Origin of the sequence: Curtobacterium pomorum, assembly GCF_044497295.1 — a bacterium.
In the GTDB taxonomy this organism is placed as follows: domain Bacteria; phylum Actinomycetota; class Actinomycetes; order Actinomycetales; family Microbacteriaceae; genus Curtobacterium.
In genome coordinates this window covers 1451529-1464257 of the sequence record NZ_CP172409.1, presented here as the reverse complement: position 1 = coordinate 1464257, position 12729 = coordinate 1451529, and the positions used below count along the sequence as shown (strand labels likewise).

Here is a 12729-nt window from a genome sequence, read left to right as displayed (position 1 = left end):
CTCAGAGGTGCTTCTCCATGCAGTAGCTCGTCGGGTCGTCGGTGTACGGCGCGAACCGCGGGACCTGGCGGTACCCGAGCTTCTCGTACAGGGCGATCGCCGCGACCTGCGGCAGGCCGGTCTCCAGTTGCAGCGTCGAGATGCCCACGTCACGTGCATGGGCTTCGAGCGCCTGGAGCAGGGCTCGGCCGACCCCGAGTCCTCGGGCGTCGTCGGTGACGAACATCCGCTTGATCTCGCCGGATCCGTCGCGCCGATCGACGATCGCCGCCGTGCCGACGGCCACGTCACGCTCGCGGGCGACGAACAGCGAGACCCCGTCGGCTTCCAGGGCGTCGACGTCGAGGCCGTAGTAGTTCTCGGCCGGGTACAACGCCAGGGCGAAGGCATCCCCCTGGCGGAGCAGGCTGCGGACGTCGTCGCTCCGAGGGCTCTCGATCTGGATGGAAGGCACAGCCGATCCTACGAGTTCAGTCGGCCGCTGGGCGCCGTCCCGCCGAGGACTGGAACCGCACCAGGTACCCGTCCGGGTCCTGCACGAGGAACTGGTCGACGCGCGCCTGCTCGGTCCCGACGTCGTACCACTTCGTCTCGGGCTGCATGAAGAGCTCCGTGCCGGCACGGAGCAGGGACTCGGACAGCGCACGGCTGTCGGGCACGGTGACCTGGAAGTTCACGCCCCGGCCGAGCGGTCGTTCGAGCGGACCGGTGATCCAGTTCCGGCCGACCCTGGCCTGTTCGAGCATGAGGTGGGCGGTGCCGAGGGCGACGTACGCGAAGCGCTCCTCGGGCCGGGCGTAGCGGATCTCGAAGCCGCACAGGCCGCACCAGAACGCGAGGCTCCGGTCCAGGTCGGCGACGAGGAGTTCGGGGACGAGAGCGGGCTCGGGGGTCTCGGTCACAGCACCATCGTGGCATCGGAGCAGCACGACGCGCGTCGAACGTGGGTCGGATGCCGGGGCAGGAATACGTCGATGCGGGGTCGTGCGAGGATTCGTCGACCACATCGACGAAGGGCTCGATCATGACCACCGCGCGCACGTTCCACCTGGTCAGCACGATCGGTCTGGCCATCGGGTTCCTCGGCGTCGGTGCCGTGATGTTCGACGCGAACTACGGCCCGGAGGGTGGCGGCGCCAACATCGGCCTCGGGCTGCTGATGCCCCTGTGCCTCGGCTCTGGCGTCATCGGCATCGCGATGGGCATCGCGGCCCTCGTGACGACGTGGTCGGCCGGCCGCGGCGCACGCTCGCGCCAGCCGCGCCCGGGGCACCTCCCCGAGGTTCCATGACCTGCCGCGTGCATGTCGCCGAGGTTCCACGGGCAGGCTCCGCGGCGCGTGAGATGCCGAGATTCTGGAACCTCGAGCGCGCTCACCAACCCGGCACGGCCACCCGCACCGCGCTGATCCGACCGGAGCGCGTCTGCGCCGTCACGGCCGGGTCGTAGCTGTCGGCGGTCGCCAGGTAGAGGGTGCGACCGTCCTCGCCACCGAGCGCACAGTCGATCGCGCACTCGCCGGGTGCATCGATGCGGTCCGTGACCTCGCCGCCCTCGAGGACCCGCAGGAACTCCCCCGTGTCGACCGAGCAGACCCAGATCGCGCCGTCACGGTCGACGGTGCTGCCGTCCGGGGTCACGCCGCCGGGCAGGGCTGCCCACTCGCGCCGCCCGGTCAGTGAACCGTCGTCCTCGATGTCGAACGCGGTGAGCCGGCCGCCCCACGTCTCGCTGACCACCAGGGTCCGGGTGCCGGGCAGGATGTTGGCGCTGTTCGGGAACACCAGGCCCTCGGCGGCGAGCCGGACGGAGCCGTCGGGGTCGATCACGTAGAGCGGGCCGGGGCGCAGCTCCTCGCCCGCGTAGAGGTCGTACCCGAAGGCACCGATGTAGGTCCGGCCGGTGTGGGCGTCGACGACCAGGTCGTTCACGAGGGACGACTCGATGGTGGACAGGTCGGCGAACACCGAGGTGCTGGCGTCCGGCTCGACGGCGACGACCGTGCGGGACTCCATCGAGCTGATGACCAGCCGCCCGTCGGCCAGCCACCCGAGTCCCGACGACTGCCCGTCGACGGTGGCCTCGAGCCGGGGGCCGTCGGTCGAGGCAGGGTCGACCGAGAACACCTGGCCGGTGTGCATGTCGGAGTACCAGAGCCGCCCCTCGTGCCAGCGGTTGCCCTCCGGGAAGCGGATGCCGGAGATGACGATGTCGGTCGCAGAATCCAGGGTGATGTGCACGGATCCACCCTGCCAGCCGGACCCCCGCGCCACCCGATGGTCTGGCACGATCGACCCATGCCCCTCGACGGAACTCCCCTGCACCGGCTCGGCTTCCTGACGATCGGGTCGTTCGACCCCGCCCGACCGTCCGAGGGCCACGAGGACACGCTCCGCATCATCGAGCGTGCGGAAGCGCTCGGCTTCGACAGCGCGTGGCTGCGCCACCGGCACCTGCAGCACGGCATCTCCTCCCCCGTCGCGGTGATGGCCGCGGCGTCGCAGCGGACCTCGCGGATCGACCTCGGTACCGCCGTCACGCCGATCGGGGCGGAGAACCCGTTCCGCCTGGCCGAGGACCTCGGCACCGTCGACGTGCTCCTCGGTGGCCGACTGAACCCCGGCTTCTCGGTCGGCACCCCGATGAACTTCGACCTGTACCGCGAAGCGATCTACCCCGACACCCTCGAGCACGAGGACCTGGGCAACGACCGGCTCCTGCGCTTCCGCGACCTGGTCCGCGGCGACCACGTGACCGGAACCGACACCGTCGAGCGTCGGGGCATCGAGGAGTTCGCGAGCACCGTGCAACCGCACAGTGGCGGCCTGGCCGACCGCATCTGGTACGGCACCGGCAGCACGAAGTCCGCTGTCTGGGCGGGCGAGAACGGCTTCCACCTGCTGACGTCGAGCGTCACCCGCAGCGAGAACGGCACGGACTTCGCGACCAACCAGCGGGCCCAGATCGACGCCTACCTCGACGTCCACCCCGACCCCGACTCCGCCCGTGTCTCGCAGGGGCTGGTCGTCATCCCGACGGACACCGCGACCCGCGAGCAGGAGGCCTGCTACCGCGCCTACGTCGCGAGCCGCTCGGGGCGTGTGGGTGTGCCGATGGGACCCGCGGGGATGCTCTTCGCCGCCGACCTGGTGGGGACCTCTGCCGAGATCGCGGACCGGTTGCGTGCCGACGCCGGCTACCAGGCGGTCACCGAGGTCGCCTTCGCACTGCCGTTCTCCTTCGAGCCGGACGACTACGCGCAGATCATCACGGACATCGCCGAGCACCTGGGTCCGCAACTCGGCTGGGCGCCGGGACCGGCGGCCTGAGAACGGCGCCAAACCGACGGACGGGAGGCACGGGGCCAGCTGGCACCGTGCCTCCCGTCCGCCGTTGACTCGCGCCCAGGGCGCGCGCAGGGCGCGCGCAGGGCGCCGGATCAGTCCTGCTGGTCCGCCTCCACCGCGTCCCGCAGCCGGTCGAGCACGTCCGGGACCGCTGAGCGCACCCGGCTCCAGCTCGGGATGAACGGCTTGTCGTTCGGCCGCGCCGTGAAGGCGCCGCCGGCGTCGAGGATCGCCTTGGTGAAGAGCTCGACGGCGGCTTCTTCCGCGTGCTGGTCGAACCCGAGGCCGCTCATCTCCGCCTCGTGCCGGTAGACCTCGACGATGTCGAGCGCGTTCCGGTAGTACGTCGCCTTGAGGACCCGGAACGAGTCCGAGGTGAGCGGCACGCCCATCGTCGCGAGCTTCCGCAGCAGCGACTGCACGATGTCGTTCCCCATGCGGGCGAGCCCCCCGGTCCCGTCGGCCTCGGCGAGGGGTTGGTGCTTGTGGTCGTACGCGTCGGCGATCTCCACCTGGCACACCTGGCGCGTCGCGTAGTCGCGGTACACCTCGGAGAGCATGCCGATCTCGAGGCCCCAGTCCCCCGGGATCTTCAACCCGTTCAGCACGTGCGCGCGCATCGCGAACTCGCCGGACAGCGGGTACCGGAAGCTGCTGAGGTACTCCAGGTACTCGGACTCGCCGTAGACCTGGCGGAGCGACCGGAGCAGCGGACCGACGAGCAGGCGTCCGACGCGCCCGTTGATCCGGCCGTCGGCGACGCGGGCGTAGAAGCCCTTCGAGAACTCGTAGTCGAACGCCGGGTTCGCCACCGGGTAGAACAGCCGCGCGAGCATGCCCCGCTCGTACGTGGTGATGTCGCAGTCGTGCAGCGCGATGCACTCGGCGCGCTCCGACGCCAACGCGTAGCCCGTGCAGTACCAGACGTTCCGGCCCTTGCCCGGCTCGCCGGGAGCCAGCCCCTCGCGCTCCAGCTCGGCGTCGAGCTCCCGCAGGCGCGGCCCGTCGTTCCACAGGATGCGGTGCCGCTGCGGCAGCCGTGCGAAGAACTCCCGCGCGTGCTCGAACTGCGCGCGGTCGGCGCGGTCCAGCCCGATCACGATCTCGCTGAGCCAGTCGGCCTCGGCCAGCTCGTCGACGATCCGTGCGAGCGCGGGACGCTCGAGCTCCGAGTACAGCGCCGGCAGGATCAGGCTCATCGGGCGCTTCTCGGCGAACCCGCGCAGGTCGTCCTCGATGCTCGCGGTGCTGCGGCGGCCGAGGTCGTGGAACGTCGTGATGACGCCGTTCTGGTGGAAGTCGCTCATCGGTGGCTCCTGACGGACGGGGTGGTGAACCGGGTGAGGCCCTCGGCCCAGCCCTGCGGGCCGGGGGCGGTCGTGCGGTGGACGCGCTCGGGGCGGTCGTCGGCGAGGGGTCCGGGTGCCGGGCCGTGGCCGCGCACGACGACCGCCAGGTCGACGGCGTCGAGGAGCGCGGTGTCGTTCGGGCCGTCGCCGAGCCCGATGGTGCGCGGGACGGTGCCGGTGCGGCGCTCGTGGTCGGCGACGAGCAGGCGGACCGCGGTGCCCTTGTCGCGTCCGGCCGGCAGGACGTGCCAGAAGCGGCCCCCGCGCACGAGGTCGAGGCCGGCCGCGGCGAGCGCCCGTCGGAACGTCTCGGCGCGGTCGTCGTCCTCGGCGTGCCAGAACAGGACCTCGGAGGCTTCGCGCTGCCGGGCGGCAGCCGCCGCCACGACGTCGAGTCCGGTCCACGCGGCGACGACCGCGTCGGTCTCGCCGCCGAACGTCGCGAAGTGCAGGTCCAGGTCCGCTCGGATGCGGTCGAGATCCGCACGGAGCCGCGCGAGATCGCAGTCCGCGGGGCCGACGCCGTCCGCGGACCCGGCGCCGTCCGGCGGCCCGGTGATCACGCTGGCGTCCGGTCCGACGGCGATCGCGCCGTTCTCCGCGACGAACGCCTGCCCGTCCAGACCGGTCCGCCGCTGCAGGGCGGTGATCTCGGCCCGGGTCTTGCTGCTGCAGAAGACCACCGGCACGCCGTCCGCGCGCAGGCGCTCGAGCATCGGCAGGGCAGCGTCGAACGAGTAGTCGTGGTGGTCGAGGAACGTCCCGTCGAGGTCCGTGACGACCATCAGGTCGGGTGGTGGCATCGTGCTCCGCTCGCGGCTGGCTGGGCTGCGGGCGACGATGCCCCGGACCACCCTGCCATGCGCGCGAGTCCGGTTGGTGAACAGGGGCGGCTCGGTTCCGTGGTGCGCGCTGCGTGCCCGGTCGCTACAGTCGTGGTGGGGCGCCGGGGACCAGGCGTAAGGGGGAACACCGTGGGGGAAGTCCAGTACGACGACGTGGCAGCCGATCTGCTCGCGCAGGCAGCGTCCAACGCTGCCGAGACACTGCGCGGCCAGGGAGCCGGACGGCGCACCGCCGCCGAGAGCGCACTCGACGGCTTCGACGGCGCCTACGCGAAGCGGTTCGAGGAATCGGCGCAGATCGAGGCGGACGACCGACCGAAGCTCGCCACCGTGCTCGACGACCTCAGCACGCAGGTGAACGCGACGACGGCCGCCGCCGCGGACGAACGGGCGCGCCAGGACGCCCTCGCCGCGTGGCAGGTGCGCCAGGACGAACGCGACCGGGCAGCCGCAGATGCTCCGACCGACTTCGTCCGGCTCCCGGGCGTCCAAACCTTCGACTTCAAGCCTTCGGAAATCCCGATCGCGCCGCCGAGCATCTCCGCCGCGTTCTCCGCACGGTCCCGGACCCGGACCGGCAGCGGCACGTCGGGCGGGAAGAGCTCGGCCGATCCCGAGTACCTCCGGTCCTTCACGAGCACCGCTCGCGCCTTCGACCGCTCGGCCGGTGCGGACCGGACGACCCTGCAGAACGCCTGGTCCGGCTTCACGAGCAGCTGCGGGTGGGCGAAGATCGACAGCTCGACGTTCCTGCATGGTTTCGACCGCTTGCTCGAGGAGAACGGCGAGGACGCAGCCTGGGTGGACCGCATCGCCGACGCCTTCGAGCGCGCCGGCGGCGAAGGATCGATCTCGAACGCGACGCTCGACGTGTCCGCCGCCGCAGAACTGCCGCCGACGTTCCAGGAGATGCTGAACCCGGACCTCTCCGCCGACCAGGTCGCCGCACTCTGGGCAGCGCTCGGCTACTCGAAGGCCGACGCCAACGACCTGCGGGCGCTGCCGCTGCCGGTCCTCAGCGTGCTCGGCAACCTCGAGGGCGTCGACTACTGGGCGCGGGACACCGCCAACCGGACCGTCCTCGACGCCCGCATCCGGGCCGCGAAGCAGGAAGTCGAAGACCTGGAGTCCACCATCCCCTACGACAACGGGGCGGGGTGGGCGCGTGCCTCGGAGAACCTGGAAGCGCTGCAGCAGATCGACACCGCCAGTCGGTTCGAGCAGGGCAGCACGGCCGGCGAGCGCTTCATCCTCTCGTTGACCGACGACGTCCCGCCGCTGGCAGCGGTGTCCATCGGCGACCTCGACACCGCCGACAACGTCACCTGGGCCGTTCCGGGGATGGGCTCTGACACGACCGGCATGATCGGCTGGACCGACTCCGCCCAGCACATCTACGACCAGCAGGCGGACACCGGGCCCGAGGACCGGGCGGTGATCTCCTGGATGGGCTACAAGACGCCACCGCAGCCCGTCATCTCCGGCAAGCTGGACTTCGGGGTCCTCGGCAGCGACTACGCCGAGGCCGGCGGGGACAACCTCGCCGCGTCCATCCGCGGGTTGGACGCGGTCCGCAACGGGGATGCACCCACGACGAACATCGTCGCCCACTCGTACGGATCGACGACCTCGGCCTACGCCCTGACGCAGGACGACGTCCAGGTCGACACGTTCACGACCATCGGCTCCGCCGGACTCCCGAACTCGGTCGACGACGCCGGTGACCTCAACGCCGACCACGTCTACGCCGGCCAGGCACGGGACGTGTGGGCGATCGACCCGGCGAAGGGCGACCAGTGGGCGTGGACCGGGCGCCTCAGCCCCGAACACGGACAGGACCCCACCGCACCCGACTTCGGCGCCACGGCCTTCGGCGCAGACGGGTCCGGCCAGCTCAACCCCGTCGAGGACCACGCGACCCACACCGAAGACGAACGCGGCTACCTCGACCCCAACACCGAGTCACTCACCAACATCGGGTTCGCCACCACCGGGCACCCCGAGCTCATGACCGATCCCCAGCCGAAGGGGATGACCGACTTCCAGAAGTCGCTCCTGGAGAACCCGCAGTGGACACTGTGAACGTGAACCAACGAATCCGTGGCGCCGCCCGCACCAGCGTCGGCGTCACCCTCATCCTGACGGCGACACTGACCGTCGTCGGCTGCAGCAACTCTCCCGGAGGCAAGACAGTGGATCCGTCCGAAGCGAAGAAGTCGATCGTCGACACCGTCAAGGAGTCGACCGACGCAGTCGGCGGCGAGTGGACCGTGTACCGTGGCCCGGCTGCCGAGGTCTGCACCCAGTCGGGCGGCGACGGCGACGGTGCCCGTTTCGTGTACATCCTGGAGCGGAGCGACACCGACGGCACTGACCCCGCCGCCGACATCCGGACGGTCGAGGAGCTCTGGAAGTCGAAGGGGATCACGACGGAGCGGTTCGAGAGCGGCGGTTCGGACCCGCTCACCGGCATCCGGGGCGCGGACGGGCCCGTCACCTCGATCGGCTTCAACGCGTACCCGCAGCGGTACAGCATCACCGGTGTCTCGAAGTGCTCGGACGGTGATGTGAAGGACCTGCGCAGCCCCGAGTGAGGCGGGCGCCATGGTCCGCTGGTCGCGCCGTGACACCCGCCCTGACGGGAGGTGGGCCCCACCCGCCGGTACCGGCGCACCGTGCCAGCGGGGTGACGGCCGTGCCGGGAGGGACGGTGCCAGCTGGCACCGGGCCTCCCGTCCCGCTCGTGGGGACGTCTACCGAGACAGCCCCGTCACGGGGCCGTCCTGGCGCCCGGCTGCGCGACTGATCGGCGAAGGATCGCCGAGCAGTCGTCGGGTCCAGTCCGCAAGGGCCGCGGTCGCGGTCCTCGAGATCGCGGCGTCGGGCATCATGCTCGTGAACCCGTGGAAGGCACCGGGCCACACGTGGAGCTCCGCGTCGACCCCCGCTGCCCAGAGGCGGCTCGCGAAGGCGACGTCCTCGTCGCGGAAGACCTCAGCACTGCCGCAGTCGATGTAGGTGCGCGGCAGTGCCGACAGGTCTGCAGCACGAGCCGGAGCGGCGTACCCCGAGACGTCAGGGGTGGCGCGGCGTGGTCCGAGGTACGCATCCCACGCGAAGCGGTTCATCTGGCGGTCGGCGACCCCGACGCCGTCGATCTGCCGGGTCGAGACGGTGTCGTCTCGGTCGTCGAGCATGGGTGACACGAGGATCTGCGCCATCAGGTCGGGACCCTGCCGGTCACGGGCGAGCAGGGCCGTCCCCACGGCGAGTCCACCGCCAGCGCTCTGCCCCGCGATGACGATCCGTGCCGGGTCGATGCCGAGCTCGTCGGCGTGCGCCGCCACCCAGACGAGACCGGCGTAGCAGTCCTCCACCGGGTACGGATCGGGGTACTCGGGTGCGAGGCGGTAGTCGACGCTGAGGAGGACCACGTCGTGGTCGAGCAGCCAGTCGTCGAACGATTCGAGGTTCCCGAGGTGGTGGCCGAACATCATGCCCCCGCCGTGGATCGAGAAGACGGCCGCGGTCGCGCTGGTCGCACGGGTCTCCTCAGTGCGCTCGACGCGGTCGATGATCGCGAGGTCGACGGGGTCGCCGAGGTGCCCCGGCACGGTGACGGTGCGCCGCTGGTACCCGCGGGAACGCAGGCGCTCGTCGACGACGTCCTCGGGCACGTCGAGCTGTCGCATGCGGGGCAGCATCTCCGCGGTGAGGGTGAACGGACCGCGGGCCTCGAGCGCCGTCAGGAAGGTCGCGAGTTCGGGGTCAAACGGCGGGCGGGCGATGGGGTCGGACACGGGCGCACTCCTTCGATGAAGAAGTGGCGACTCCCGTGAGACGCGTGTGCGGTCCCGCCTGCCGGAGCAGCGCGGGCTTTTTCCCTCTGCCGACGACAGTAGTGCACACGACACCACGGGTCGCACACCGCTGTACACGGAAGCGGGCGTCAGCTGTAGGACGCGCGGTTGATCGCCACGAGGAATCGCCCCTCCGTGGCGTCACCACCGCCTCGGACGTAGTCGCCGATGACCTCCATCGCCAGGTCGCGGCGCTTCGGCACGCGCTCCTTCTCGGCGGCGGCGAGCCAGTCCGGCATCTCGGCGCGCGTGCGGTCGGTGCAGTAGACGGGGGAACCAGGCTGCTGACGCCACGACTCGGCGAGGACGCCGGCGTCGACGGCGTCGAAGCCGGTCTGCTCCACCAGCTGCATCGCGAGGGCACGATCGGCGTCACGGTCGGCCGCCACGGGGATCGCCACGCGGCGCGGGTCGCCGGGCTCGGAGGCCTTCGCATCGAAGGACTGCGAGGTGATCGCGTTCCACGCCTTCACGACGGGGCGTCCGAACAGCTCCGACAGCCACACGCTCTCGGGAACGCCCTCCTCGAAAGCGCGCACCGAACCGTCGCGCATCGGGTAGTAGTTCGAGGTGTCGATGACGACTGCGCCTTCTGGAGCGGAACGGACGTACTCGGCGATGTCGGCGTTGCGGTTCATCGGGACCGAGACGATCAGGACGTCGACTCCATGCGCGACGTCGTCCGCGGCGACTGCCCTGGCTCCGGTACGCAGCGCTGCCTCGTCGATCGTCTCGGGGCCGCGCGAGTTGGCAATCATCACGTCGTGACCCTGCCGGCTCAGGCGTCGGGCGATGGTGGAGCCGATCGACCCTGCACCGATGATCCCGATCGTCAGGTGGTCTTCTTCTGCAACAGACATCCCACTAGGATCAACCTTCTCATTAGTGTGAAGGTCAAATCGCCCGAGGAGGACGCATGCGCATCGGAGAGCTGTCGAAGCGAACGGGTGTGCCGTCTCGCATGCTCCGCTACTACGAGGAGCAGGGGCTGATCACTCCGAGGCGTCTGGACAACGGGTACCGGGAGTACGACGAGTACTTGATCGATCGCGTGGGCAAGATCAAGGGCCTGATCGACGCGGGCATCCCCACACGCATCGTGTCGGACATCCTCCCCTGCCTCGGGCAACCCCAGACGATCGTCGTCGAGAACGCCGAGCCCGGGTTGTTCGCCCTGCTCGAGACCGAACGCGACCGGATGACCGAGAAGATCGACTTCCTGGTGCACAACCGGGACGCCATCACCAGCTACCTCCGGGCCCTCGAACTCGCCGGCATCCAGTCACCGGAGACCCGGGCGAGCTAGTCCGGTTCGCCGTTCCGGGCCGGACTGACGGTCCGTCGTCAGGACTTCGCCAGGCAGTTCGGCCAGTACGATCGCACGATGTCGAGCATCGCCGGAAGCCGTTGGGTCATCACCGGTGCTGCCGGGAACATCGGGTCAGCACTCCGGTCGGCGCTGTTGGAGCGTCACGCGGTCCTCGTCTCCACCGACATCCGTCCGATCACCTCCCGCGCCCCACACGAGTCCTCCGCAGAGGTCGACCTCGCCGACCTGGAGAACCTGGTGGAGCTCTTCGCCGGAGCAGACGGCGTGGTCCATCTCGGTGGCATCGCCGACGAGGCCGACTTCCACGACCTGGCCGAGGCCAACATCCTCGGGACCTACCACGTGCTCGAAGCCGCCCGGCGGGCCGGGGTACGACGGGTCGTGTACGCGAGCAGCAATCGCTTGACGGGCTCGTACACCGCGGGTGACCACGTGACGCCCGACATGCCGCCGCGACCTGACGGTTTCTACGGGGTGTCGAAGGCCGCGGGGGAAGCGCTCTGTCGGCTGTACGCGGACAAGTTCGGGATGAGTACCATCACGTTGCGCATCGGCAGTTACGAGGAGCAGCCGTCGTCCGCTCGAGAGCAGCGGACGTGGCTCAGCCCCTCGGACGCGATCCGCGCCTTCGTCGCAGCGATGACGACGACCGAACACACCGCAGTGTTCTACGCCGTCTCCGCGAACACCGATGGCTGGTGGGACCTCCAGTCCGGGGAAGCCGTCGGTTTCTTCCCGCAGGACGACGCGGCCGCATGGAGCACGCGGGAGCTCATCGACCCGGACGTGCCGCAAGGTGGGAGGTACGCCACCCCCGAGTACTCGACAGACCGGATGCGCCGGTAGGCGATCGTCGACCGGGCCTGCTCCCGAGGCCACGCTCGGGCGCGGCGACCACCGGACGAGCCTTCCCCACCGCCCGCCCGACGCGTACAGTCCCCCGCAAGGTACGACTGGTGAGCGGGGAACGCGATGCGACTGATCACGGGGACGACACTGGTCGTGGCGCTTGCCGCAGCCGCGATGGTCGGGCTGGCGCCGCCAGCGGCTGCGGCCGGGTCGGGAACGATCACCGTGCAGCTCGCAGCGCCGGACGGCACCGCGATCCGGCTGGCGGACGTCGAGCTCGCGGCGATCGGCATCGACGCCGTCGTCGGGAACGCCACCACCGACGATGACGGCACCGCGACGTTCACCGGCATCCCCGCGCCGGACACGGTCACGGTGACGACACGGCAGCTCCCGCCGCACGGAACGGCGACCTACGCACCCGGACTCCGCTCGGACGTCGCGGTCCGCGGCGGCTCGACGGTCGCGATCACCGTGCCGCTCGTGATCGGCGCCACCGTGCAGGGCGATGTGGTCGGCCCCACGGGGCCCGCCGCTGGGCGCCTGATGTACGCCTGGAACGAGGACACCTCGCAGGTGTTCCGGACGACCTCGGACAGCGCAGGCCAGTACCGGTTCGTCGGGTTGAGCACCGGGAAGTACCGCATCGAGGCGTACGCCAGCGGAACGGCGTCGCCCGCAGTCTGGAAGACCCGGGTGTACCAGCAGCGTGGGCCCGTCCCTGCTTCGCAGGTGACGTTGTCGAGGCACTACGCGCACAGCGACTACGGCCTGGTCGTCTACGCGGCGACTTCGTCCCGCGCCCCCTCGGCGCAGCTCAGTGGCGCGAGCGTCACGGTGACGGACACGACGACTGGGGCGTCGTTCTCGACCCGGTTCTCGACGCTGCTCGACAGCGAGCAGACGGCGCAGTTCCAGATCCCCTCCGGGCAGTACGTGGTGGAGCTCCGGACAGTGGCGACGACCGCGACGCCGGCGCGTGCGCTGTGGCTCGGGCGTCCGGGCGGCGTGTACCAGTACGTGGCCGGCAGGGCGCAGGCCGTCCCGGTGAAGGTCGTGTTCGGCGGGTTCAACGGCTGGGGCGGGGCGGTGCCGGAAACGTCCGTGGCCGTGGCCGCTTCGACCGCAGCCACGTCTTGATCCACATGG

The 12729-nt window shown here is 70.6% G+C and carries 14 protein-coding genes; 7 read left to right on the top strand and 7 right to left on the bottom strand.

Features of this window, described 5'->3' with window-relative positions:
• Nucleotide 1 precedes the first annotated feature (1 nt).
• Together ACGH48_RS07085 and ACGH48_RS07080 are read right to left on the bottom strand one after the other, a co-directional pair.
• Nucleotides 2-454, bottom strand: coding sequence for a GNAT family N-acetyltransferase (locus ACGH48_RS07085; protein ID WP_396290763.1), 453 nt, complete (start codon nucleotides 452-454; stop codon nucleotides 2-4).
• Nucleotides 455-470: 16 nt separating this feature from the next.
• Entirely contained in the window at nucleotides 471-902 is a 432-nt protein-coding gene (locus ACGH48_RS07080; protein ID WP_396290762.1) for a bleomycin resistance protein, read from the bottom strand.
• A 122-nt stretch (nucleotides 903-1024) separates the two neighbouring features.
• Between ACGH48_RS07080 and ACGH48_RS07075 the strand changes: the two genes are divergently transcribed.
• The gene (locus ACGH48_RS07075) at nucleotides 1025-1291 is read left to right on the top strand and encodes a hypothetical protein (RefSeq protein ID WP_396290761.1); all 267 of its coding nucleotides are present in this window, start codon (nucleotides 1025-1027) and stop codon (nucleotides 1289-1291) included.
• 82 nt (nucleotides 1292-1373) lie between these two features.
• Here ACGH48_RS07075 and ACGH48_RS07070 read toward each other — a convergent pair whose 3' ends face one another.
• Complete coding sequence (locus tag ACGH48_RS07070; protein WP_396290760.1) at nucleotides 1374-2240, bottom strand: SMP-30/gluconolactonase/LRE family protein; 867 nt, start codon at nucleotides 2238-2240, stop codon at nucleotides 1374-1376.
• Nucleotides 2241-2297: 57 nt separating this feature from the next.
• Between ACGH48_RS07070 and ACGH48_RS07065 the strand changes: the two genes are divergently transcribed.
• The gene (locus tag ACGH48_RS07065) at nucleotides 2298-3329 is read left to right on the top strand and encodes an LLM class flavin-dependent oxidoreductase (RefSeq protein ID WP_396290759.1); all 1032 of its coding nucleotides are present in this window, start codon (nucleotides 2298-2300) and stop codon (nucleotides 3327-3329) included.
• A gap of 110 nt (nucleotides 3330-3439) precedes the next feature.
• On the opposite strand, the gene ACGH48_RS07060 is transcribed toward ACGH48_RS07065, so the two are convergent.
• Both ACGH48_RS07060 and ACGH48_RS07055 read right to left on the bottom strand, forming a co-directional pair.
• Entirely contained in the window at nucleotides 3440-4654 is a 1215-nt protein-coding gene (locus tag ACGH48_RS07060; RefSeq protein ID WP_123313578.1) for a glycosyl transferase, read from the bottom strand.
• On the bottom strand, nucleotides 4651-5499 hold the full coding sequence (locus ACGH48_RS07055) for an HAD-IIB family hydrolase (protein ID WP_396290758.1): 849 nt from the start codon (nucleotides 5497-5499) through the stop codon (nucleotides 4651-4653). Before ACGH48_RS07055 ends, ACGH48_RS07060 begins: the two co-directional genes overlap by 4 nt.
• A gap of 171 nt (nucleotides 5500-5670) precedes the next feature.
• On the opposite strand from ACGH48_RS07055, the gene ACGH48_RS07050 reads away from it, so the two are divergent.
• Nucleotides 5671-7623 (top strand): alpha/beta hydrolase, encoded by a 1953-nt coding sequence (locus tag ACGH48_RS07050; RefSeq protein WP_396290757.1) that lies wholly within the window; start codon nucleotides 5671-5673, stop codon nucleotides 7621-7623.
• A gap of 2 nt (nucleotides 7624-7625) precedes the next feature.
• The gene (locus tag ACGH48_RS07045) at nucleotides 7626-8135 is read left to right on the top strand and encodes a hypothetical protein (protein WP_396290756.1); all 510 of its coding nucleotides are present in this window, start codon (nucleotides 7626-7628) and stop codon (nucleotides 8133-8135) included.
• A 159-nt stretch (nucleotides 8136-8294) separates the two neighbouring features.
• Here ACGH48_RS07045 and ACGH48_RS07040 read toward each other — a convergent pair whose 3' ends face one another.
• Both ACGH48_RS07040 and ACGH48_RS07035 read right to left on the bottom strand, forming a co-directional pair.
• Nucleotides 8295-9341: an alpha/beta hydrolase gene (locus ACGH48_RS07040; RefSeq protein WP_396290755.1), complete on the bottom strand. Its 1047-nt coding sequence runs from the start codon at nucleotides 9339-9341 to the stop codon at nucleotides 8295-8297.
• A gap of 149 nt (nucleotides 9342-9490) precedes the next feature.
• Nucleotides 9491-10261, bottom strand: coding sequence for an NADPH-dependent F420 reductase (locus ACGH48_RS07035; RefSeq protein ID WP_396290754.1), 771 nt, complete (start codon nucleotides 10259-10261; stop codon nucleotides 9491-9493).
• Nucleotides 10262-10317: 56 nt separating this feature from the next.
• Here ACGH48_RS07035 and ACGH48_RS07030 point away from each other — a divergent pair, with 56 nt between their 5' ends.
• The 3 genes from ACGH48_RS07030 to ACGH48_RS07020 all read left to right on the top strand — a co-directional run bounded on the left by ACGH48_RS07030 (nucleotide 10318) and on the right by ACGH48_RS07020 (nucleotide 12720).
• Nucleotides 10318-10707, top strand: a complete 390-nt coding sequence (locus ACGH48_RS07030; RefSeq protein WP_123313571.1) for a MerR family transcriptional regulator — start codon at nucleotides 10318-10320, stop codon at nucleotides 10705-10707.
• Between the two features lie 78 nt (nucleotides 10708-10785).
• A complete protein-coding gene (locus ACGH48_RS07025) occupies nucleotides 10786-11577 on the top strand; it encodes an NAD-dependent epimerase/dehydratase family protein (RefSeq protein ID WP_396290753.1) in 792 nt (263 codons plus the stop codon).
• A gap of 126 nt (nucleotides 11578-11703) precedes the next feature.
• The gene (locus ACGH48_RS07020) at nucleotides 11704-12720 is read left to right on the top strand and encodes a carboxypeptidase-like regulatory domain-containing protein (RefSeq protein ID WP_396290751.1); all 1017 of its coding nucleotides are present in this window, start codon (nucleotides 11704-11706) and stop codon (nucleotides 12718-12720) included.
• Nucleotides 12721-12729: the final 9 nt, after the last annotated feature.

Excerpts from the sequence above, each read along its gene's own strand:
- ACGH48_RS07075 (WP_396290761.1), top strand. The coding sequence starts at position 1,025 with ATGACCACCGCGCGCACGTTCCACCTGGTCAGCACGATCGGTCTGGCC.
- ACGH48_RS07065 (WP_396290759.1), top strand. The coding sequence starts at position 2,298 with ATGCCCCTCGACGGAACTCCCCTGCACCGGCTCGGCTTCCTGACGATC.
- ACGH48_RS07060 (WP_123313578.1), bottom strand. The coding sequence starts at position 4,654 with ATGAGCGACTTCCACCAGAACGGCGTCATCACGACGTTCCACGACCTC.
- ACGH48_RS07055 (WP_396290758.1), bottom strand. The coding sequence starts at position 5,499 with ATGCCACCACCCGACCTGATGGTCGTCACGGACCTCGACGGGACGTTC.
- ACGH48_RS07035 (WP_396290754.1), bottom strand. The coding sequence starts at position 10,261 with ATGTCTGTTGCAGAAGAAGACCACCTGACGATCGGGATCATCGGTGCA.
- ACGH48_RS07030 (WP_123313571.1), top strand. The coding sequence starts at position 10,318 with ATGCGCATCGGAGAGCTGTCGAAGCGAACGGGTGTGCCGTCTCGCATG.
- ACGH48_RS07025 (WP_396290753.1), top strand. The coding sequence starts at position 10,786 with ATGTCGAGCATCGCCGGAAGCCGTTGGGTCATCACCGGTGCTGCCGGG.
- ACGH48_RS07020 (WP_396290751.1), top strand. The coding sequence starts at position 11,704 with ATGCGACTGATCACGGGGACGACACTGGTCGTGGCGCTTGCCGCAGCC.